Genomic DNA, 22386 nt, shown 5'->3' on the forward strand with positions numbered 1-22386 from the left:
AAGCGCTCATATTGGTTCTTAGGGATTGAATAATGAAAAAAGCATTGCTGACCCTTTCTGCACTGGCGTTGTGCATGGCCGCCGGCTCCGCGCTGGCCAAGGAATACAAAGAACTGCGGTTTGGCGTTGACCCTTCCTACGCACCGTTCGAGTCGAAAGCGGCAGACGGCAGCCTGGTTGGCTTCGACATCGATCTGGGCAACGCGATCTGCGCCGAGCTGAAGGTCAAGTGCAAATGGGTCGAAAGTGACTTCGACGGTATGATTCCGGGCCTCAAGGCCAATAAATTCGACGGTGTGATCTCGTCGATGACCGTTACCGAAGCCCGCGAAAAAGTCATCGACTTCTCCAGCGAGCTGTTCTCCGGCCCGACGGCCTACGTGTCGAAAAAAGGTTCGGGCATCACCGACGACGTCGCTTCCCTGAAAGGCAAAACCGTCGGCTACGAGCAAGGCACCATCCAGGAAGCCTATGCCAAAGCCGTGCTGGACAAGGCGGGCGTGAAAACCCAGGCCTATCAGAATCAGGACCAGGTGTATTCGGACCTGACTTCCGGCCGTCTCGATGCGGGCATTCAGGACATGCTGCAGGCCGAACTGGGCTTTCTGAAGTCGCCGCAAGGCGCTGATTATGAAGTCAGCAAGCCGGTCGACAACCACTTGCTGCCAGCCAAGACCGCTGTCGGTATTAAGAAAGGTAACACCGAGCTGAAAGCGCTTTTGGATAAAGGTATCAAAGCGTTACACGATGATGGCAAATACGCCGAGATTCAAAAGAAACACTTTGGCGATCTGAATCTGTACAGCGGCAAATAATGCCCCGGCGCCCATCCTCGATGGGCGCCTTTTTCATTCAGTCAGGTTGCTGATTTATGTTCGAAAACCTCTTACAAAATCTGGGGCTCTCCGCCTTCAGCCTCAAGGGTTTTGGCCCTTTGCTGTTGGAAGGCACCTGGATGACCATCAAATTGTCGGCGTTGTCGCTGCTGGTGGCCGTGTTGCTCGGCCTGCTCGGCGCCAGTGCCAAGCTGTCAAAAGTCAAACTGCTGCGCCTGCCCGCCCAGCTCTACACCACGCTGATTCGCGGGGTGCCGGACCTGGTGCTGATGCTGCTGATCTTCTACAGCCTGCAAACCTGGCTGACGACGCTCACCGATTACCTGGAATGGGAATACATCGAGATCGACCCGTTCAGCGCCGGGGTCCTGACCCTGGGCTTCATTTATGGCGCGTACTTCACTGAAACCTTTCGCGGGGCGATTCTCGCCGTGCCGCGCGGTCAGGTCGAAGCCGCCACCGCCTATGGCCTCAAGCGCGGTCAGCGCTTTCGTTTCGTGGTGTTCCCGCAAATGATGCGCTTCGCCCTGCCGGGCATCGGCAACAACTGGATGGTGATGCTCAAGGCCACCGCGCTGGTTTCGATCATCGGCCTGGCCGATCTGGTCAAGGCCGCGCAGGACGCCGGCAAGAGCACCTATCAACTGTTTTACTTCCTGGTGCTCGCCGCTTTGATTTACCTTTTGATCACCAGTGCCTCGAACATCATCCTGCGCTGGCTCGAACGCCGCTACGCCGCCGGTGCCCGGGAGGCCGTACGATGATCGAACTCCTGCAGGAATACTGGAAAGCCTTCCTTTATACCGACGGCCAGAACATCACCGGGCTGGCGATGACGATGTGGCTGCTCAGCGCCTCGATCTTCTTCGGTTTCCTCGTGTCGATTCCGCTGTCGATCGCTCGCGTCTCGCCGCACTTCTACATTCGCTGGCCGGTACAGTTCTACACCTACCTGTTCCGTGGCACGCCGCTCTATATCCAGTTGCTGATCTGCTACACCGGGATTTACAGCCTGGCCGCCGTGCGCGCGCAACCGGTGCTCGACAGTTTCTTTCGCGATGCGATGAACTGCACGATCCTGGCCTTCGCCCTCAACACCTGCGCCTACACCACGGAGATTTTCGCCGGGGCGATCCGCAGCATGAACCACGGTGAAGTCGAAGCGGCCAAGGCCTACGGGCTGACCGGCTGGAAGCTGTATGCCTACGTGATCATGCCGTCGGCGCTGCGCCGTTCGTTGCCGTACTACAGCAACGAAGTGATCCTGATGCTGCATTCGACCACCGTGGCCTTCACCGCGACCATCCCCGACATCCTGAAAGTCGCGCGGGACGCCAACTCGGCAACCTTCCTGACCTTCCAGTCGTTCGGCATCGCCGCGCTGATCTACCTGACAATCACCTTTGCGCTGGTCGGCCTGTTCCGCCTTGCCGAACGCCGATGGCTGGCCTTCCTCGGCCCGACCCACTAGGACCCTTTTGAGATGCGCCACCAGATACACGACCTGCTGGCCCCGCTGCCGGGGACCGCACGACAGATCCATAGCTTTCATTTCGGCCCGGACAAGGCCCAGGGCAAGATCTACATACAGTCCTCGCTGCACGCCGACGAACTGCCCGGCATGCTCGTGGCCTGGCACCTCAAGCAGCGTCTGGCGGAGCTGGAAGCCGCCGGGCGCCTGCGCAGCGAAATCGTGCTGGTGCCGGTGGCCAACCCGGTCGGCCTCGAACAGGTACTGATGGATGTGCCGCTGGGCCGCTACGAGCTGGAGAGCGGGCAGAATTTCAACCGCTGGTTCGTCGACCTCAGCGAGGAAATCGGCAACGAAATCGAAGCGCAGCTGTGCGACGACCCGCAGCGCAACCTCGAGCTGATCCGTTCGAGCCTGCGCAACGCCCTCGCCCGCCACACCGCCACGACTCAGCTGCAATCCCAGCGCCTGACCCTGCAACGGCTGGCCTGTGATGCGGACATGGTGCTCGACCTGCATTGCGATTTCGAATCCGTGGTTCATCTCTACACCACGCCCGAGGCCTGGCCGCAGGTCGAGCCGCTGGCGCGCTATATCGAATCCCAGGCGAGCCTGCTGGCCACCGACTCCGGCGGACAGTCGTTCGACGAGTGCTTCACCCTGCTGTGGTGGCAATTGAAGGAGCGCTTCGGCGAACACTTCGAGATTCCGCTCGGCAGCTTTTCGGTCACCGTCGAGTTGCGCGGTCAGGGGGATGTCACCCATCCGCTGGCCAGTCGCGATTGCCAGGCACTGATCGAATACCTGATCCACTTCGGCGCCATTGTCGGCGAACCCAAAGCCTTGCCGGCCCTGCCACATCCCGCCACACCGCTGGCCGGCGTGGAACCGGTGGCCACGCCCGTCGGCGGCCTGCTGGTGTACAGCGCCACACCCGGCCAGTGGCTGGAAGCCGGGCAGAAAATCGCCGAAATCATCGACCCGATCAGCGACCGGGTTACGCCAGTCCATTGCACCGCTTCCGGCCTGCTCTATGCCCGCTCGTTGCGGCGCATGGCCACCGCCGGGATGGTGATCGCCCACGTCGCGGGCGCCGAAGCCTATCGCAGCGGCTATCTACTTTCGCCTTGAGGATGCCTGTCCCATGTACAAATTGACCGTTGAAGGCCTGCACAAAAGCTATGGCGACCATCAGGTGCTCAAAGGCGTCTCGCTCAAGGCCAAGACCGGCGACGTGATCAGCCTGATCGGCGCCAGCGGCTCGGGCAAAAGCACCTTTTTGCGCTGCATCAACTTTCTCGAACAACCCAACGACGGCGCAATGAGCCTCGACGGCCAGGCGATCCGCATGGTCACAGACCGCCACGGCATGCACGTCGCCGACCCCAATGAACTGCAACGCCTGCGCACCCGCCTGGCGATGGTGTTCCAGCATTTCAATCTGTGGAGCCACATGACCGTGCTGGAAAACATCACCATGGCCCCGCGCCGGGTGCTGGGTTGCAGCAAGCAGGAAGCCGACGACCGCGCCCGGCGCTATCTGGAAAAGGTCGGCCTGCCGGCACGGGTGGCCGATCAGTACCCGGCGTTCCTTTCCGGCGGCCAGCAGCAACGGGTGGCGATTGCCCGAGCATTGGCGATGGAGCCGGAAGTCATGCTGTTCGACGAACCGACGTCGGCACTCGACCCGGAACTGGTCGGCGAAGTGCTCAAGGTGATTCAGGGCCTGGCCGAGGAAGGCCGGACCATGATCATGGTCACCCATGAAATGAGCTTTGCGCGCAAGGTCTCGAGCCAGGTGCTGTTCCTGCATCAGGGGCTGGTGGAAGAAGAAGGCGCGCCCGAAGAAGTGCTGGGCAATCCGAAAAGCGAACGCCTGAAGCAATTCCTCAGCGGCAATCTCAAGTAAAACTATTGCCCGGCCGGCGCGGTCACTGAAGGAACACCTTCAGAGCACACGTCGCCGGCATGGGCACTTCTACCGACTTCGCCAAACACTGGTTCAGCGCCCGCGACTGGAAGCCGTTCGCCTTTCAGAAACAAGTGTGGGCGGCAGTCAAACGTGGCGAATCCGGCCTGCTGCACGCCAGCACCGGCGCCGGTAAAACCTACGCGGTGTGGTTTGCCGCGCTCAATCGGTTTGCCCGCTCCGGGCCTGTTGCTGCAACCACTCGCAAACGCCCTCCACCCGCCGAACCGCTGACCGTCTTGTGGATCACGCCGATGCGGGCGCTGGCCGCCGACACTGCACGCGCCCTGCAAGCGCCGCTTGATGATCTGCAGATTCCCTGGAGCGTCGGCCTGCGCACCGGCGACACCGGCAGCAGTGAACGCGCCCGGCAAAACCGGCGCCTGCCCACCACTCTGATTACCACCCCGGAAAGCCTGACCCTGATGCTCGCCCGTGCCGACGCGCAAACGGCGCTGTCGACGCTACGCATGGTCGTGGTGGATGAGTGGCACGAATTGCTCGGCAACAAGCGCGGCGTGCAATTGCAACTGGCCCTCGCCCGGTTGCGCCGCTGGCAGCCGGGGCTGATCGTCTGGGGCGTTTCCGCGACGCTCGGCAATCAGTCCCACGCCGAACAGGTGCTGATCCCACAGGGTGACGGAATCAGTATTCAGGGGCAAAGCGAAAAGTCGCTCAAGGTCGACACGCTGCTCCCTCCGGCGATCGAACGCTTTCCCTGGGCCGGACACATCGGCCTGAAGATGTTGCCGCAGGTGGTCGCCGAACTGGACGCCTGCGCCAGCAGCCTGGTGTTCACCAATACCCGGGCGCAATCGGAAATCTGGTATCAGGCCTTGCTGGAAGCGCGGCCGGACTGGGCCGGCTTGATCGCCCTGCATCACAGCTCGCTGTCCCGCGATACCCGCGACTGGGTCGAGCAAGCGCTGAAGAATGGTCAACTCAAAGCCGTGGTCTGCACTTCAAGTCTGGACTTGGGGGTGGATTTCCTGCCGGTGGAGCGAGTGCTGCAAATCGGCTCGGCCAAAGGCGTGGCGCGGCTGATGCAGCGTGCCGGACGTTCGGGCCATGCGCCAGGTCGAACGTCGCGAGTGACTCTGGTACCGACCCACAGCCTGGAGCTGATCGAAGCCGCGGCCGCCCGCGATGCCGTGGCGCAGCGGCGGATCGAACCTCGACTGTCACCGCACAAACCGCTGGATGTGCTGGTGCAGCATCTGGTCAGCATGGCCCTGGGCGGTGGCTTTATTCCCGATGAGCTGTACGAAGAAGTCCGTGGCGCCTGGGCCTATCGTGACCTGACGCTCGCGGACTGGGCCTGGGCGCTGGCGTTCGTACGCCACGGCGGGATGTCGCTGACGGCGTATCCGGATTACCGCCGGGTCGAGCCGGATGAGCACGGGATCTGGCGCGTCCCCGATGCCCGCCTGGGGCGCCGCCATCGCATGAGCATCGGCACCATCGTCAGCGATGCCAGCATTCATCTGAAGTTCTGGAGCAAGGGCGGAGGCGGCAAACAGCTGGGCAGCGTTGAAGAAGGCTTTATCGCTCGCCTCAAACCTGGCGATGGGTTTCTGTTCGCCGGTCGCTTGCTGGAGCTGGTGCGGGTGGAAAACATGACCGCCTATGTCAAACGCAGCACGGCGAAAAAAGCCGCGGTGCCGCGCTGGAATGGCGGGCGCATGCCGCTCTCCAATGAATTGGCCGAAGCCGTGGTCAGCCGCTTCAGCGCGGCGGCACACGGTGAGTTTGCCGGCCCGGAAATGCACGCCTTGCGCCCGCTGCTGGAAACACAGATGCGCTGGTCGGGCCTGCCGACAGACAACAACCTACTGGCCGAAGTGCTGAAATCCCGCGAAGGCTGGCACCTTTTCCTATACCCGTTTGCAGGACGCCAGGTGCATCTGGGGCTGGCCAGCCTGCTGGCGTGGCGGGTCAGTCAGCGTTTGCCTGTGACTTTCTCGATTGCGGTCAACGATTACGGACTGGAATTGCTCAGCGCCACGCCCGTTGACTGGCCTGTGCAACTGGATGGCGCCCTGCTCAGTCCCGAGGACTTATTGAGGGATGTGCTGGCCAGCCTCAATGCGGGGGAACTGGCACTGCGCAGGTTTCGGGAAATCGCGCGGATTGCCGGGCTGGTGTTTGCCGGTTACCCCGGCGCGCCGAAAAGCACCCGTCAGGTGCAGGCCTCCAGCGGGCTGTTCTTCGAAGTGTTCAAACAATACGACGCCGACAACCTGCTACTGGTGCAGGCCGGGGAAGAAGTCCTTCGGGAAGAACTGGATATTCGTCGACTGGAACAGACATTGGAGCGGATCAACCGGATGAAACTGGACATGCACCTGATCAAACGTCCTACACCGCTCGGGTTTCCATTGCTGGTGGAACGCATGCGCGAAAGCATGAGTTCGGAAAAACTCGCCGACCGCATCCGCCGAATGGTTGGCGATCTGGAACAAACTGCCGACAAGGGCCAATCCTGATGAACGCGCCTTACCCGGTGCGTCTGGCAGGCGAAGACCTCTGGCTGCTGCCGGAAAAAGCGCTGTACTGGCCCGCGCAACAGGCGCTGCTGATTGCCGATGTGCATTTCGGCAAGGCTGCCGCTTACCGGCGCTTGGGGCAGCCTGTGCCGCAGGGCACGACAGCGAGCAACATCGCCGTGATCGAGCAGTTGCTGGCGAAACTGCCGTGTCGGCAACTGATCTTTCTTGGGGATTTTCTGCATGGGCCGGGTTCGCATGCCCCGGGCACTTTGAGTGCTTTGGCTGAGTGGCGCTCACGCCACGCCGATCTGCCGATCACGCTGATTCGCGGTAATCACGATAAACGCGCCGGTGATCCGCCAGCGACGCTGAACATTCGGGTGGTGCCGGAGCCGATGCTGCTCGGGCCCTTCGCGTTGCAGCACGAACCCGATCCGCACCCTGAACGCCACGTGCTTGCAGGCCACGTCCACCCGGTCTATCGGTTGAACGGCAAGGGGCGTCAGCGTTTGCGTCTGGCGTGTTTCAGGCTGGGGGAACGCATCAGCCTGCTGCCGGCGTTTGGCGCCTTCACCGGCGGTTATCCGGTGGAGAAGGAAGACAGCTGTCGGATCTTTGTCATTGGCGACAACGAAATATGGCCCGTCGGCTGAAGTCCTGTTCAGGATTCAGCCGACGGGCCATACATTCGATCAAGCGACAGGCGCAGGTGGCGGTTTGTCCGGCAGCGTAGGCTCGCCGGGCTCGGTCGGTTCTTCGTTGGGGGTATCGGGATCGGGCTGGTGAGGAATTCCGCCAGCCATGGCGATGGGCGGGTGTGCCAACAAGGACCAGGCCAATACGCCAATCTGATTGGGCTCGAGCCTTGCCAGTTCGGCAGTGATTTGCGGATCGATCTTCATGGAGCACTCCTCGGCGAAGGCCCGTCCCGCTGTTCGCGAAACGGGCAGTACACCCCATAGAGTGTCTACCCGCCGAAGAATTCCCGGTAACTGCCGGATGGACGGATCAGGTGCGCGGCAGGGTCACGCCACGCTGGCCCTGGTACTTGCCCGCACGATCCTTGTAGGAGACTTCGCATTCCTCGTCGGATTCGAGGAATAGCATCTGCGCCACGCCTTCGTTGGCGTAGATCTTCGCCGGCAGGTTGGTGGTGTTGGAGAACTCCAGGGTCACCTGGCCTTCCCACTCGGGCTCGAGCGGAGTGACGTTGACGATGATGCCGCAGCGAGCGTAAGTGCTCTTGCCCAGGCAGATGGTCAGGACGTTGCGTGGAATACGGAAGTATTCAACGGTCGTGGCCAGGGCGAAGGAGTTTGGCGGAATGATGCAGACGTCGCTGTGGACATCGACGAAGCTGCCAGCGTCGAAGTTTTTCGGATCGACGATGGCCGAATTGATGTTGGTGAACACCTTGAAATGATTGGTGCAACGCACATCGTAGCCGTAGCTCGACACACCGTAGGAGATCACACGGCTGTCGTCGCTGCCACGTACCTGGCGCTCGACGAACGGCTCGATCATGCCGTGTTCCTGCGCCATGCGGCGAATCCACTTGTCCGATTTGATGCTCATGGCGGGTGTCCTGAATAGCGAGGTGGAAAAAATCTGTCCGGCATCTTACCGGGCGCGCCGCCGGGTTCAAAGTCCGGGCTGCAAATCTCGGCGAACGTGCAGGAATTACGCGGCCTGGCGACGAACCGTCACACCGCCGATCCCTAAAACAGAGAAACCTTCGCAAGAAGCATTGGCACGTTCCGGAAAAAGGGTTAAGGTGGCGCCACTGTGCTGCTTGTGTCACTGAGAATCTCTACACGATATGTTGAATTTCGATCCAACCATCTACAAGAATTTTTCCTGCTCTTTGCACTCAGTCTCGGCCAGGGTTCTTCCTGAGTCGCAGTTATCTTTGTTCAAGGAGTTACACCATGTCTAATCGCCAAACCGGTACCGTTAAGTGGTTCAACGATGAAAAAGGCTTCGGCTTCATCACTCCACAATCCGGTGACGACCTGTTCGTTCACTTCAAAGCTATCCAATCCGACGGCTTCAAAAGCCTGAAAGAAGGCCAACAGGTTTCTTTCATCGCTACCCGCGGTCAGAAAGGCATGCAAGCTGAGGAAGTACAAGTTATCTAACTTGTAGCTTCTTTAGTAAAAGGCCCCGCCCTCAAAAGCGGGGCTTTTTTGTGGGCGTCTGTTTTTCCAGGCGCAAAAAAAAGATCGCAGCCTGCGAAGGCTGCGATCTTTTTTGTTGCTTACCAAGCGACGCCGAAGCCGGCGGTGTAGCGGGTCTTGCTCAAGTCCGCATCCTCGGTGCCGCTGATGATGTCGCGCTCAGCCTTGAGGTTGAGGGATGCCCAGTCGGTGACCTTGTAGCGCAGGCCCATTTCCGCATCCAGCGCGTAGTCAGCCACGCCGGACAACGGCTTGCCGACTTCGCCATTGGTGAAGAACTCGACCTTCTTGCCGATCAGGTAGCGGTTGTAGTCCCACTTCATGGCGACTGAATAGAAGTTGTCCTTGCTGCCATCGCGATACTGGTAGTCCGTGCGGTTGAGCAGCGAGCCGAGGGAGAACGCCCCCAGCTCGTCATCCCAGAACTGGTAACCCGGACCGGTACCGACCACGCGCTGGCGCGCCAGCTCTTCGATGTGATCGCGCTTGTAGTTCAGGCGGCCCTGCCAGAACCACTTGTCCGTCAGGAAGCGGTCGAGTGCGTACTCGGCGCGCCAGTTGTCGGTGGTGGTCACGTCGTCCTGCACTTCGCGGTTGTACTCGCCCTCGGCGGTGTGCCGCCAGCGACCATGGCGGGCGGACGTCTTGAAGCCGATGTCGTAGTCGTCGGTGTCCTTTTCCGCACGCTGGTAATCCAGCGCCAGGTCGACATTGCCCTTCCACACCAGATCCTCGACCACCGGTTTGGGCTTGAGAATCTGCTGAATGCTCGCCAGCTCCACGGTTTTCGGCGCTTCGCCGTTGGCAAGGATGACCTTGCCGTCTTCGGCAGCGGTCAGCGACTTGGCCTTCTCGCCGTTGTAGGCGTCCTGCTTGACCAGCAGTTCCTGATCGCTCTCCAGGGTCTTGACCTGCTTCCAGTCGATGGTGACGGCCCCGGCGTACTGGGTCTGGACCAGCAACTTGCCGCCGTCGAACAGCGTGATTTTACCGCTCAGCTTGTCACCGTTCTTCAACCAGACGGTGTCGGCAAGCAAAGGTGTGGACGCACTGAAGACAGCAAGGCACAGCAGGGTTCTGGACAACATAAGCGAATCGAAGACTCAAGTTTGCGAAAAAAGGGTCGGCATTATCCGTAGGAATAATTCCCTGACAAGGAGTGACCCGGCTAATTCTGTTGAGTTCATTTCTCAATTGCCCCTCCACCGATTACGCTTAAGGACATAACGCGATCAAGCTCAGGAACCGCGCACGTGACAGACCCGATGCATGCCTGCGAAAACGATCCGCAAATCCGACGCACGGCACTCTATTCCACCCTCGCCCAAGTGCCTGAGGGCAAAGTCGTCAGCTATGGTCAGTTGGCCGAACTGGCGGGATTGGGGCGCGCCGCCCGCTGGGTCGGCCGGACCCTGAGCCAATTGCCCGGCGACACCAAACTACCCTGGCACCGCGTACTCGGCGCCGGCGGTCGGATCAGCCTGCCGGCGGGCAGCCCGTCCGGGGACGAACAGCGGGCTCGATTGCGCATGGAAGGCATCACCGTCCTGAACAATCGTGTGGATATTCGGCGCCATGGCTGGCGTCCGGTAGAGCACAGCGGTTAGAGTGCGCGCTTTGTTTTCGCAATCTTGAGGCAGACTTCAGCCCATGCCCCGTAAAACCTGGCGCGCCGCGCTCGCCGCCTATGCCAGTCCTTCGACGCTCGTGCTGTTGTTGCTGGGTTTCGCCGCCGGCCTGCCGTACATGCTGGTGTTCTCGACACTTTCGGTCTGGCTGCGTGAAGCCGGTGTGGCCCGCGAGACGATCGGCTACGCCAGCCTGATCGGTCTGGCCTACGCCTTCAAATGGGTCTGGTCGCCCCTGCTCGACCAATGGCGCCTGCCGCTGCTGGGCAAGCTGGGTCGTCGCCGTTCGTGGCTGGTACTTTCACAGACGCTGGTGATCCTCGGTCTGATCGGCATGGGCTTTTGCGACCCGCAAAAACACCTGTCCTGGCTGATCGCTATCGCTGTGGTTGTCGCCTTCGCTTCCGCCACCCAGGATATCGCCGTCGACGCCTATCGACTGGAAATCGCCGAAGACAACCGCCAGGCCGCACTGGCCGCCAGTTACATGTCCGGTTATCGGATCGCCGCCCTGCTCGCGACCGCGGGTGCGCTGTTCTTCGCCGAGGGCTTCGGCTCTACAGGCTTCAAGTACCAGCATTCGGCCTGGACCGGCACCTACGTGCTGTTCGGTGCCCTGATGGTGCCTGCCCTGCTCACCACCCTGCTGATGCGCGAGCCGCCGGTGCCGTTGCGCACCCAGTTGCAGGCGGGGCGTTACACCTTCATGCATCAGTTGATGTCGGTGTTCGTGCTGATCATTTTGCTGGTCTCCGTGCCGGCGATGTTCACCCAGCTCTACAACACCGACTTCGCCAGCGTGCTGTTTGGCGACATGAGCCCGCTGGACCTGCTGCTGGAAGACCGGGCGTTCTTGCGCGCGATTCTCTACACCACGCTGACCTGCCTGTGCCTCTCGGCCATGGGCCGTCGCGGTCTGGCGCCGGTGCTGACACCGGTCAACGACTTCATCCTGCGCTACCGCTGGCAGGCGTTGCTGCTGCTCGGCCTGATCGCCACCTATCGAATGTCCGACACGGTGATGGGCGTGATGGCCAACGTGTTCTACATCGACCAGGGTTTCACCAAGGACCAGATCGCCAGCGTCAGCAAGATCTTCGGCCTGATCATGACCCTCGTCGGCGCCGGCATGGGCGGTCTGCTGATCGTGCGCTTCGGTATCCTGCCGATCCTGTTCATCGGCGGTGCCGCGTCGGCGGGCACCAATCTGCTGTTCCTGATGCTGGCCGACATGGGCCCGAACCTGCAGATGCTGGTGGTGACGATTTCCCTCGACAACTTCAGTTCGGGCCTGGCCACCTCGGCGTTCGTCGCCTACCTGTCGAGCCTGACCAACCTGAAGTTCTCCGCCACCCAGTACGCCCTGCTCAGCTCGATCATGCTCCTGCTGCCACGCCTGATCGGCGGCTACTCCGGGGTGATGGTGGAGAAGTTCGGTTATCACAACTTCTTCCTGATCACCGCGCTGCTCGGCGTCCCGACCCTCGTGCTGATCGCGTTGCACTGGTTCCAGGAAAGCCGCCGCGAAGGCCCGACGCCGACCCCGGAACCTGCACCGACCTCCGTCGTGGAAGAATCGTAAGACATCTCGCACCCGGCGAGAGGCTTCGCGCCGGGGTTGCACTTCTGTACGTCGGCGGATCTCGCCGTTACACTGCTCCGTCATTTCCAGTCATAGCAACCGACAACGGCCAACCATGCGCACCAGTCAATTTTTGCTCGCCACACAGAAAGAAACGCCTTCCGACGCGGTCGTGATCAGCCACCAGCTGATGCTGCGCGCCGGCATGATCCGCAAACTCGCCTCGGGCCTGTACACCTGGCTGCCGATGGGCTTGCGAGTGATGCGCAAGGTGGAAGCCATCGTTCGCGAAGAAATGAACGCCGCCGGCTCTCTGGAAGTGTTGATGCCGAGCACCCAACCGGCCGAGCTGTGGCAGGAATCGGGACGCTGGGAAGAATACGGCCCTGAGCTGCTGCGCATCAAAGACCGCCACGGTCGTGATTTCTGCGCGGGCCCGACCCACGAAGAAGTGATCACCGATCTGATGCGCAACGAGTTGAGCAGCTACAAACAGCTGCCGATCAACCTGTACCAGATCCAGACCAAATTCCGTGACGAAATCCGTCCACGCTTCGGCCTGATGCGCGGTCGCGAATTCATCATGAAGGACTCGTACTCCTTCCATGCGGATCAGGCGTCGCTGCAGATCACCTACGACCGCATGCACGAAGCGTACTGCAACATCTTCACCCGCCTGGGCCTGAAGTTCCGTCCGGTGGAAGCCGACAACGGGTCGATCGGCGGCGCCGGCTCCCACGAATTCCACGTGCTGGCCGAGTCCGGCGAAGACGACATCGTCTTCAGCAACGGTTCCGACTACGCGGCGAACATCGAGAAGGCCGAAGCCGTGCCGCGTGAAACCTCGCGCGCCGCGCCAAGCGAAGAGCTGCGCCTGGTCGACACACCAGACACCAAGACCATCGCGGCCCTGGTGGAGAAATTCAATCTGCCGATTGAAAAGACCATCAAGACCCTGATCGTGCACGCGGAAGAAGAAGGCAAGCTGATTGCACTGATCATCCGTGGCGACCACGAGCTGAACGAAATCAAGGCTGCCCAGCAACCTGGTGTTGCCAGCCCGCTGGTCATGGCCTCCGATGCCGAACTGCGTGACGCCATTGGCGCCGGTGCCGGCTCCCTCGGCCCGCTGAACCTGCCGCTGCCAATCATCATCGACCGTTCGGTCGAGCTGATGAGCGACTTCGCCATCGGTGCCAACATCGACGACAAGCACTACTTCGGCGTGAACTGGGAGCGTGACCTGCCGGTTCCGACCGTGGCCGACCTGCGTAACGTCGTGGCTGGCGACCCAAGCCCGGACGGCAAGGGCACCCTGGAAATCAAGCGCGGCATCGAAGTCGGGCACATCTTCCAGCTGGGCAACAAGTACAGCAAGGCGATGAAGTGCGAAGTGCTGGGCGAGAACGGCAAGCCGGTGACCCTGGAAATGGGTTGCTACGGTATCGGCGTTTCCCGCGTGGTGGCTGCCGCCATCGAGCAGAACAACGACGAGAACGGCATCATCTGGAGCGACACCCTGGCGCCGTTCCAGATCGCCCTGGTGCCGCTGCGCTATGAAACCGAGCTGGTGCGCGAAGCCACCGACAAGCTGTACGCGGAACTGACCGCGGCCGGCTTCGAAGTGCTGCTGGACGACCGCGACAAGAAAACCAGCCCGGGCATCAAGTTCGCGGACATGGAGCTGATCGGCATTCCGCACCGGATCGTGGTCAGCGACCGCGGCCTCGCCGAAGGCAACCTGGAATACAAGAGCCGTACCGAAGGCCAGGCGCAAGCGCTGCCGGTTGCCGACGTGCTGTCTTTCCTTCAGGCCCGTATCCGCCGCTGAAACCAGATAGAGACGTCATGTTCAAGCGAAACACCTTAGGCCTCGGTGGTGCCGCCCTGTGCGGCACCCTGCTGGTCAGCGGCTGTGCCAATCACATGTCACAACGCAGCGAGCACGAGGAACGTGTCGAGCGCAAACTGCTCGATCACAGCCTGCAGATCGATGTCGGCGAGCCCAAGGTGCTTGAGCTGCCGCAACGGCGCGTGAAGATCAACGAACAGAAGACTTTCGAAGTCACCGAGTTCGAGGTCACCCGCCATTACGACCGTTACACGCCTTACCAGCCATGGCGGGAGATCTACGAGATTCCGCTGGGCGCGGTGGCGGTGGTCGGCGGCGTCGGCGCGAACGTGGTCAACGTGTTTGCCCTCGGCAATCTGCCCGACAGCGTGACACGGGACTGGCTCAGCTACGGTTTCGCCGGCCTCAACCCGTTCATGAACGTGCAATCCAACGGTCGCGCGCAACAGAACCTGGCCGGCATCGACGAAGTCCAGCGCGACAAGCGCACGGAATATTCGAGCCTGCCGTGGAGCGAGCGCCCGGTTCAGGTCAAGGTTGGCAAGCAGACCTTCGACATGACCACCGATCGAAACGGCGTGCTGCGCCTGAACCTGCTGGACAGCCCGTTCGCCGAAAACGACCTCAATCATGTGGGCAAACTGCAGATCAGCGTCGAAGACAGCAAGGATGACGTGCATTCCGACTCGTCTTTGGCGATCAGCACTCACCTGCGCGGCAAGCTGCTGGAAGCTCACGGGCTGATCTACGACGATCTGGAAGACGACGAAGTGAGCCAGTGGGTGCACCGGGTCAAGCGTCTGTCGGAACTGGGTCTGGAAGAAGAAGCCAGTGAGCTGGAACAAAGCCTGATCGAACTGACCCGCAACGATCCCGAGTTGCAGGCCGAATTCCTCAAGTCCCTGACCCGGGATGCGGGGCGTCTGGTGGCGGATCCGGGGCCGAACTGAAACCCCTGAAAAAATGCCCGAACCTGCTTCGGGCATTTTTTTGCTCGTCTATCGCTCGAACAGCTCCATCTGCTCGAACCCGCCGCGCAAATCCTCGAGCCGCACACCCACTCCCAATAGCCGTACCGGTTTGCCACCGCGATTGAACGCTTGCGTCAGCATCAACTGGTAACTGCCCAGATCCCGCCCTGCCCCGGCCTGCTCCAGCGTGGTCTGGGTGAAATCGTGAAACTTCACTTTGACGAACGGCTTGCCCGGCCGGTAGCTGCTGTCGATCCGCGCCATGCGGGTTTTCAGGGTTTCCAGCAATTCCGGGAGCTTGTCGAGGCAACTGCGCAGGTCCGGCAGATCGACGTCGTAGGTGTTTTCGACACTGATCGACTGACGGCGACTGTCGTTGTGTACCAACCGCTCATCAATCCCACGGGCCAGACTCCACAATCGCTCGCCAAAACTGCCGAATTCCCGCACCAGCGCCAGCTTGTCCCACTCGCGCAATTGCAGACAGTCACTGATACCGAGCCTGCTCAGCTTGTCGGCGGTGACCTTGCCCACCCCGTGCAACTTGCTCACCGGCAGACCACTGACAAAGTCTTCGACCTGATCCGGGGTGATCACGAACAATCCGTTGGGCTTTCTCCAGTCGCTGGCGATCTTGGCCAGAAACTTGTTCGGCGCCACGCCGGCGGAGACGGTGATGTGCAATTGATTGGAAACCCGGCGACGAATGTCCTGGGCAATGCGCGTGGCGCTGCCGCCGAAATGCGCGCTGTCCGAGACATCAAGATAGGCCTCGTCCAGGGAAAGCGGCTCGATCAGGTCGGTGTAATCGCTGAAGATCGTATGAATTTCCTTCGAGGCCTCGCGATAGGCATCCATTCGCGGCTTGACGATGGTCAGGTCCGGGCACAGCTTCAAGGCATGCCCGGACGACATCGCCGAACGAACGCCATAAGCCCGCGCCTCATAGTTGCAGGTGGCGATCACCCCGCGCCTGTCCGCCGAGCCACCCACCGCCAACGGCTTGCCGGCGAGACTCGGGTCATCCCGCATCTCGATGGCGGCGTAGAAACAGTCACAGTCGACGTGGATGATTTTTCGCTGAGTCATGACAGAAAAGTAAACGTGGCGAGCCGGACCGGCAGTATCTCACTGACACCTGTATATAGCACCAGTGGTAGGAATGTTCTTTTCAGTTTGTAGGAAACGGACTTTGAATTTATTTTCTCAATCGAAAACCAACCTCCAATAGAGCTGAAACCCTTGCCCTGCCTGACCTGCAGCCCCCGAAAAGACCGTCCGTCAGCGCTAACCGATTGAAGCTGAAGAGGTTTTATCCAAATTGAAGGTTGACACCCCGGCGTTCCTCTGTAGAATGCCGCCACACAGACGCGGGATGGAGCAGTCTGGTAGCTCGTCGGGCTCATAACCCGAAGGTCGTCGGTTCAAATCCGGCTCCCGCAACCAAACATCAGAAAAGGCCAATCGAAAGATTGGCCTTTTTTGTGCGCGTCTGTTTTTTCGGATCCAGCCGCATATTCCGGAAATCGTTCCGATTCCGAAACTTAGCGCTCCCCTGCGACCGTTTGCCGCGATTGCACACTTATTTGACCCTTCTCGGGATTATCGGTTGACACCCCGCCGTTCGCCTGTAGAATGCCGCCACACAGACGCGGGATGGAGCAGTCTGGTAGCTCGTCGGGCTCATAACCCGAAGGTCGTCGGTTCAAATCCGGCTCCCGCAACCAAACATCAAAAAAGGCTACTCGAAAGAGTGGCCTTTTTTGTATCTGTGGAAAAAGTCCTTTCGCAACAATGATCTGTCACTGTGCAGTACCGTTCAGGATCTGAAGACCGCCAAGTTGCGACTATGCTTGAAGTCGCGGGCAAGGCGTCTGCAATCCAGGAGCTGCCCTCGCCGATACCCGGTGAGAGGCGTAGTATTTTGTGATTATTTTTTTCTACAGGGATTGGTAACTTGGCTGGATACCTCCATCCTGTCGCGCACAATCCAAGAGGTGATTGATGCGCGCCAACTCGTCTGATTCACAAGACACCGTCACAGCAAACCCACCGATCAAACCTGAGCGTTTGCGCCTGCTGGATCGGATCAGCAAATACCGGCAACCGATCGGTCTGGCGGTCACTTTGCTGCTGTTCGCCATTGCGCTGATTGCCTGTCGCCATCTGCTCAGCGAACTCGATCTCGACGCCTTGCACGACTCGATTCTCGACGTGCCGAAACCGGCCCTGCTCGGTGCCCTCGGTGCGACGGTCGTCGGCTTCATTATCCTGCTCGGCTATGAATGGTCGGCCAGTCGTTATGCCCGCGTGACGCTGGCGCCGAAAGTGCTGGCACTGGGCGGTTTCACCGCGTTTGCCATCGGCAACGCCATCGGCCTGTCGATGCTGTCCGGTGGGTCGGTGCGTTACCGTTTATATGCACGACATGGACTGGGCGCTTCCGAAGTCGCGCACATGACCCTGTTCGCCAGCCTGTCGCTGGGCTGCGCCCTGCCGCCGCTGGCCGCGCTTGCGACCCTGAGCAACCTGCCAGCGGCTTCACAGGCACTGGGGCTGTCCGAGACCTTGTTGGGCACGATTGCCGGCGTGGTGCTGCTGCTCGGCGCGATCCTGGCCATCGGCATCTATCGCCGTCGCCTGCCGGAGCAGCCTTATCCGGACAACCTGCTGGTCCGAGCCGGTCGTCGCACCCTGCGTCTGCCGGGTCGTCGCCTGACGTTCCTGCAACTGGTCATCACCGCCCTCGACGTCGCCGCCGCTGCGACCGTCCTTTATCTGCTGCTGCCGGAAGCGCCACCCTTCGGTGCGTTCCTGCTGGTTTACTTGCTGGCCCTGGCCGCCGGCGTACTCAGTCACGTTCCGGGCGGTGTGGGGGTCTTCGAAGCGATTCTGCTGGCCGCGTTCGCCGACAAGCTCGGCGCCGCGCCACTGGCCGCTGCCCTGCTCCTGTATCGCCTGATCTATGTGGTGCTGCCGTTGCTGGTGGCCTGCGTGCTGTTGCTGCTCAATGAAGGCCAGCGCCTGTTTCAGTCGCAGACCATGCGTGCGGCTTCCGGTCTGGCGGCACCGATTCTCGCGGTGCTGGTGTTCCTGTCCGGCGTGGTGCTGCTGTTTTCCGGGGCGACGCCAGAGATCGACACCCGCCTGGAACACATCGGTTTTCTGATTCCTCACCGTCTGGTCGACGCCTCACACTTTGGCGCCAGCCTGATCGGTGTGCTGTGCCTGATGCTCGCTCAGGGCCTGCGTCGCCGGTTATCGGCGGCGTGGATGCTGACCACCATTCTGTTGCTGGTGGGCGCCCTGCTCTCGCTGCTCAAGGGTTTCGACTGGGAAGAAGCGACCCTGATGACCCTCACCGCCGCGCTGCTGGGGGTGTTCCGCCGTTCGTTCTACCGCCCGAGCCGTCTGACCGAACTGCCGTTCTCGCCGCTGTATCTGGTGGCCAGCCTGTGCGTACTCGGTGCTTCGACCTGGCTTTTGCTGTTCGCTTATCAGGACGTCCCTTACAGCCATCAACTGTGGTGGCAGTTCACCCTCGACGCCGACGCCCCGCGCGGCTTGCGCTCGCTGCTCGGCGCCGCCGTGTTGCTGCTGGTGATTGCCTTGACCTGGCTGCTGCGCACTGCTCGCCCGGTGATTCACCTGCCGACACCCGATGAGCTGGAACGCGCCTCGAAAATTCTGATGGCCTCCTCGCAACCGGACGGTGGCCTGGCCCTGACCGGTGACAAGGCGCTGCTGTTTCATCCCAACGACGAAGCCTTCCTGATGTACGCCCGTCGCGGCCGCAGCCTCGTGGCCCTGTACGACCCGATCGGCCCCGGCCAGCAACGGGCCGAAATGATCTGGCAGTTCCGCGACCTGTGCGACATCCATCACGCCCGCCCGGTGTTCTATCAGGTGCGCGCCGAGAACCTGCCGTACTACATGGACATCGGCCTGACCGCAATCAAGCTGGGCGAGGAAGCCCGGGTCGATCTGCATCGCTTTGACCTGGAAGCCAAGGGAAAGGAGATGAAGGACCTGCGCTACACCTGGAACCGTGGCACCCGTGACGGCCTGTCGCTGGAGATCCATGAGCCGGGCCAGGCGCCGATGGATGAGCTCAAGGTGATTTCCGATGCCTGGCTGACCGGCAAGAACGTGCGCGAGAAAGGCTTCTCCCTCGGCCGTTTCAGCGACGATTACCTGAAGCATTTCCGCATTGCGGTGATTCGCTTCGAAGGTCGCCCGGTGGCGTTCGCCAACCTGCTCGAGACCTACAGCCATGACCTGGCCAGTCTCGACCTGATGCGCGCGCACCCGGACGCCCCCAAGCTGACCATGGAATTCATGATGGTCGGTCTGATTCAACACTATAAGAGTCACGGATACGCGCGCTTCAGCCTGGGCATGGTGCCGCTGTCGGGGTTGCAACCCCGGCGCGGTGCACCGCTGACCCAGCGTCTGGGCTCGATGGTTTTCCGCCGTGGTGAGCAGTTGTACAACTTCCAAGGCTTGCGCCGCTTCAAAGACAAGTTCCAGCCTGACTGGGAACCCCGTTATATGGCCGTGCCCGCCGGACTCGATCCGCTGGTGGCGCTGGCCGACACTGCTGCCCTGATCGCGGGCGGCTTGACTGGATTGGTGAAACGCTGATGATTCAACGCTCCCTGAAGTACATCCTGGTCGCACTGCTGGTGCTGGCCGCGATTGCCGGCGGCGGTTTCTGGTACCTCAAACGCCCGGCACCGGAACCGACCCTCGAACAGCTCACCCCGGCCGATGGCGCCGCCATGACCCGGGTCATCCCCGGCACCAAGCCCAAGGCGCAGGTGCTGGTGGCGGTCAACGACGACCAGAAACTCAGCGACAAGCAACTGAGCACCCTGAGCCGCAGCGCCTCGGCGCAGATCGTTCAGGTGATTCTGCCCAAGGACTGCCTGCTGCAAAGCCGCGCCCTGCAAGCCGGCCTGCGTGAACTGAACGGCCCGGCGACCCTGGTCAGCGGCATCGGCCCCGGCGCCGTGCTGGCGTGGCGCTGGCTGTCCGAGCAGAAGGACGACAAGGCTCAAGCCGTATCGGTCGACCTGGCCCTGGAAAAACCCGGCTGCACCCACCTGCTGCCAAAAGCCGCCGCCCACGGCCACTGGCTGGTGGCGTGGAACGACAACCCGGACGACACCAGCGCCGGTTTCGTACGCGATCAACCGAACGCAGAAACCAGCATCAGCGACTACGACATCAACCTGCCGCAAGTGCTGAACAACGAACTGCGCAAGATCCTCGTCGGCGGCGACAAGGCCAACGGTGGCCTGCAGATCCCGGTGGTGGAAGTCCCGGCCGGCCAGGCCAAGGACACCGTGACCCTGTTCCTGTCCGGTGACGGCGGCTGGCGCGATCTGGACCGCGACGTGGCCGGCGAAATGGCCAAGATCGGCTACCCGGTGGTCGGCATCGACACCCTGCGCTACTACTGGCAGCACAAGAGCCCGGAACAGAGCGCCCTGGACCTGACCGAACTGATGCAGCACTACCGCCAGAAATGGGGCACCAAGCGCTTCATCCTGACCGGCTACTCATTCGGCGCCGACGTCCTGCCGGCCATCTACAACCGCCTGCCGGAAACCGAGCAGCAACGCGTCGACGCAATCATCCTGCTGGCCTTCGCCCGCACCGGCAGCTTCGAAATCGAAGTCGAAGGCTGGCTCGGCAACGCCGGCAAAGAAGCCGCCACCGGACCGGAAATGGCCAAACTGCCACCGGCCAAGGTCGTGTGCATCTACGGTGAAGAAGAAACCGACGAAAGCGGCTGCACCGACAAGACGGCGGTGGGCGAAGCGGTGAAACTGCCTGGCGGCCACCACTTCGACGAGAACTACCCGGCGCTGGCCAAGCGTCTGGTGGATCTGATCGAGAAGCGCCAGAACTCGGCGCAGGTGGCGGAAGAGTGATCTGAAGCGCCCCCAAAAAAGCCCCCGCAACCTTAGGGTTGCGGGGGCTTTTTTACGCAAACTTGAAGCACTTCCTGCCAGTCAAACCCTGTATCGATGCCAAGACTAAAACTGAACATCTATCCATGTGATGTCATCTTCAACCTCGATACAGCTGCCATCCGGCGATTCTAACAAGCTGCTTTGCTGCGACTCGGTTAGCTCCGCCCAAAAGCCATCGGTTGCAAACACCAGTCGCTCTCTTAAACCCAACGGATGAAACACAAAGTCAGGGGTCGGTGGGCGACTCACCTTCAAGCATCGAGTCACCCGGTGCCGAGCCGGATCCTGCGCCAGCTCGAAGTGGGAACGGTCACGCCTCCAATTGGCTTTACAGTGCGGCGACGTAATCCATTCGATCACGCCTGCCGACGTCACAACACCGCAAGAACAATCACCCTCATACGCAAGCGTGAGTTTGCCATGAGCAGCGACACCCATCACATAACAAGCGGCGCCTGTCTGGCTTGCAAACAAGACGGGATGGAGGTCGGCCAGCATAGAAACCAGTACCTGTTCAACCGCTCCGTACTCAGTGATATCGAGGCCCTGATCAAAGTGTTTTGACCAGACCGCTAAAACACTTTTCACAAAGGACTCAGCCAACTGGCCGCTGCCAACCCTCGAAGTACCGTCTGCGATAACAAATACGCCGCTCTCTCCATCACAGAGCGCTCCAGCAAAGTCATGATTGGTTTGCCTGGCTCGCCCCGTTAGCGATCTGGCGTGGTATTTCATGCGCTGCCCAGTTCTTTCATGCGCCCATGAATGATTTGCCCTCTTCCCGGATTGGCTTGTACCGAGCCAGAGCTTTCAATCACATAGTCGACGCCACCGAGCCCCCTGAGTGCTCGAACTCCAGTCGTGATGAACTCCTTTAGCTCGGAATCCGCTTGTCGAACCTCTTCTAAAAGCTCTGGACGTCCATCAATCAAGATAATGATGTCCTCGACATCTTTATGGTATGGATCGCCACCGCCCCGACCGGTGAAGGCTTCCAGTTTTGTCGCAAGAAAATAGGTCGGTTTGAATATCTGGATTACGGTACCGCTGGGCAATGTAAATTTATCAGCCCGTGCCAAGCCCTCTACAAACCAGCGGTTGGCATATCCGAGAACCTCGGGATCAGATGGCATCACATCAACGACGATATCGTTGAAGCGGAAACGACAGTTGACTTCATCCTCGCCGGTAATCTTGAAATTCCTGGCCGACAATCGTTCGGTAAGCTGCTGCCAGGCGCTAATACCCGCCAGCTCGATCACCAGGTCAACATCATCGGTGAAACGAATGTCGTCCAGCACAACAGGATCGGTTACCAGCATGGCTGTGGTGCAACCTCCAACAAACGCAACCTCCACGAGAAACGCCTCTCCCAAGCCTTCGGCGACAAACTCTATCAGCTCGTAGTTGTGATCAGCGTTTGATGACAT

At 60.7% G+C, this 22386-nt stretch carries 20 protein-coding genes and 2 tRNA genes; 16 read left to right on the forward strand and 6 right to left on the reverse strand.

Translation table 11 applies throughout. The features are described from left to right. Nucleotides 1–32 precede the first annotated feature (32 nt). From GQX66_RS20300 to pdeM, 7 genes are read left to right on the forward strand one after another with little or no spacing between them, the layout of a single operon-like run. Nucleotides 33–815, forward strand: a complete 783-nt coding sequence (locus tag GQX66_RS20300; RefSeq protein WP_011332769.1) for a transporter substrate-binding domain-containing protein — start codon at nt 33–35, stop codon at nt 813–815. Nucleotides 816–871: 56 nt separating this feature from the next. Next, nucleotides 872–1600 (forward strand): ABC transporter permease, encoded by a 729-nt coding sequence (locus GQX66_RS20305; protein ID WP_007955000.1) that lies wholly within the window; start codon nt 872–874, stop codon nt 1598–1600. Further along, nucleotides 1597–2307 carry an ABC transporter permease gene (locus GQX66_RS20310; protein WP_007954996.1) on the forward strand — a complete coding sequence of 237 codons (711 nt, stop codon included), beginning with the start codon at nt 1597–1599 and terminating at the stop codon, nt 2305–2307. The genes GQX66_RS20305 and GQX66_RS20310 overlap by 4 nt, the downstream gene beginning before the upstream one ends. A gap of 12 nt (nt 2308–2319) precedes the next feature. Next, entirely contained in the window at nt 2320–3438 is a 1119-nt protein-coding gene (locus GQX66_RS20315; RefSeq protein ID WP_240870956.1) for a succinylglutamate desuccinylase/aspartoacylase family protein, read from the forward strand. Between the two features lie 13 nt (nt 3439–3451). Then, nucleotides 3452–4216, forward strand: a complete 765-nt coding sequence (locus GQX66_RS20320; protein ID WP_085697407.1) for an ATP-binding cassette domain-containing protein — start codon at nt 3452–3454, stop codon at nt 4214–4216. Nucleotides 4217–4275: 59 nt separating this feature from the next. Then, entirely contained in the window at nt 4276–6762 is a 2487-nt protein-coding gene (locus GQX66_RS20325) for a ligase-associated DNA damage response DEXH box helicase (RefSeq protein WP_240870960.1), read from the forward strand. Next, complete coding sequence (gene pdeM / locus GQX66_RS20330) at nt 6762–7418, forward strand: ligase-associated DNA damage response endonuclease PdeM (RefSeq protein WP_240870963.1); 657 nt, start codon at nt 6762–6764, stop codon at nt 7416–7418. The genes GQX66_RS20325 and pdeM overlap by 1 nt, the downstream gene beginning before the upstream one ends. Before the next feature lie 39 nt (nt 7419–7457). On the opposite strand, the gene GQX66_RS20335 is transcribed toward pdeM, so the two are convergent. Both GQX66_RS20335 and dcd read right to left on the reverse strand, forming a co-directional pair. Then, nucleotides 7458–7667, reverse strand: coding sequence for a hypothetical protein (locus GQX66_RS20335; protein ID WP_085605329.1), 210 nt, complete (start codon nt 7665–7667; stop codon nt 7458–7460). A gap of 106 nt (nt 7668–7773) precedes the next feature. Then, a complete protein-coding gene (gene dcd / locus GQX66_RS20340; protein WP_007954988.1) occupies nt 7774–8340 on the reverse strand; it encodes a dCTP deaminase in 567 nt (188 codons plus the stop codon). A gap of 353 nt (nt 8341–8693) precedes the next feature. Between dcd and GQX66_RS20345 the strand changes: the two genes are divergently transcribed. Beyond that, nucleotides 8694–8903 carry a cold-shock protein gene (locus GQX66_RS20345; RefSeq protein ID WP_002554837.1) on the forward strand — a complete coding sequence of 70 codons (210 nt, stop codon included), beginning with the start codon at nt 8694–8696 and terminating at the stop codon, nt 8901–8903. 119 nt (nt 8904–9022) lie between these two features. Here GQX66_RS20345 and GQX66_RS20350 read toward each other — a convergent pair whose 3' ends face one another. After that, the gene (locus GQX66_RS20350) at nt 9023–10030 is read right to left on the reverse strand and encodes a DUF481 domain-containing protein (RefSeq protein ID WP_085748169.1); all 1008 of its coding nucleotides are present in this window, start codon (nt 10028–10030) and stop codon (nt 9023–9025) included. 177 nt (nt 10031–10207) lie between these two features. Here GQX66_RS20350 and GQX66_RS20355 point away from each other — a divergent pair, with 177 nt between their 5' ends. The 4 genes from GQX66_RS20355 (at nt 10208) to GQX66_RS20370 (ending at nt 14954) form a co-directional block, all read left to right on the forward strand. Then, entirely contained in the window at nt 10208–10549 is a 342-nt protein-coding gene (locus tag GQX66_RS20355; RefSeq protein WP_011332761.1) for an MGMT family protein, read from the forward strand. 43 nt (nt 10550–10592) lie between these two features. Continuing rightward, entirely contained in the window at nt 10593–12152 is a 1560-nt protein-coding gene (locus GQX66_RS20360; RefSeq protein ID WP_085748168.1) for an AmpG family muropeptide MFS transporter, read from the forward strand. A 115-nt stretch (nt 12153–12267) separates the two neighbouring features. Next, nucleotides 12268–13983 (forward strand): proline--tRNA ligase, encoded by a 1716-nt coding sequence (locus tag GQX66_RS20365; RefSeq protein WP_085748167.1) that lies wholly within the window; start codon nt 12268–12270, stop codon nt 13981–13983. Between the two features lie 17 nt (nt 13984–14000). Further along, the gene (locus tag GQX66_RS20370; protein ID WP_134021728.1) at nt 14001–14954 is read left to right on the forward strand and encodes a hypothetical protein; all 954 of its coding nucleotides are present in this window, start codon (nt 14001–14003) and stop codon (nt 14952–14954) included. A gap of 48 nt (nt 14955–15002) precedes the next feature. On the opposite strand, the gene dinB is transcribed toward GQX66_RS20370, so the two are convergent. Further along, complete coding sequence (dinB, locus tag GQX66_RS20375; protein WP_085683305.1) at nt 15003–16064, reverse strand: DNA polymerase IV; 1062 nt, start codon at nt 16062–16064, stop codon at nt 15003–15005. 280 nt (nt 16065–16344) lie between these two features. On the opposite strand from dinB, the gene GQX66_RS20380 reads away from it, so the two are divergent. From GQX66_RS20380 to GQX66_RS20395, 4 genes are all read left to right on the forward strand, one after another. Beyond that, nucleotides 16345–16421, forward strand: a tRNA-Met gene (locus tag GQX66_RS20380). A gap of 204 nt (nt 16422–16625) precedes the next feature. Beyond that, nucleotides 16626–16702, forward strand: a tRNA-Met gene (locus GQX66_RS20385). 277 nt (nt 16703–16979) lie between these two features. Next, nucleotides 16980–19619 carry a bifunctional lysylphosphatidylglycerol flippase/synthetase MprF gene (gene mprF / locus GQX66_RS20390; RefSeq protein WP_085655596.1) on the forward strand — a complete coding sequence of 880 codons (2640 nt, stop codon included), beginning with the start codon at nt 16980–16982 and terminating at the stop codon, nt 19617–19619. Beyond that, entirely contained in the window at nt 19619–20914 is a 1296-nt protein-coding gene (locus tag GQX66_RS20395) for an AcvB/VirJ family lysyl-phosphatidylglycerol hydrolase (protein ID WP_011332755.1), read from the forward strand. Before mprF ends, GQX66_RS20395 begins: the two co-directional genes overlap by 1 nt. Before the next feature lie 105 nt (nt 20915–21019). Here GQX66_RS20395 and GQX66_RS20400 read toward each other — a convergent pair whose 3' ends face one another. Together GQX66_RS20400 and GQX66_RS20405 are read right to left on the reverse strand one after the other, a co-directional pair. Next, nucleotides 21020–21691 (reverse strand): serine/threonine protein phosphatase, encoded by a 672-nt coding sequence (locus GQX66_RS20400; protein WP_085748164.1) that lies wholly within the window; start codon nt 21689–21691, stop codon nt 21020–21022. Beyond that, on the reverse strand, nt 21688–22386 hold the full coding sequence (locus tag GQX66_RS20405; protein WP_085748163.1) for a hypothetical protein: 699 nt from the start codon (nt 22384–22386) through the stop codon (nt 21688–21690). The genes GQX66_RS20400 and GQX66_RS20405 overlap by 4 nt, the downstream gene beginning before the upstream one ends.

The organism is Pseudomonas sp. B707, assembly GCF_022496685.1.
Lineage (GTDB): Bacteria > Pseudomonadota > Gammaproteobacteria > Pseudomonadales > Pseudomonadaceae > Aquipseudomonas > Aquipseudomonas paraglycinae.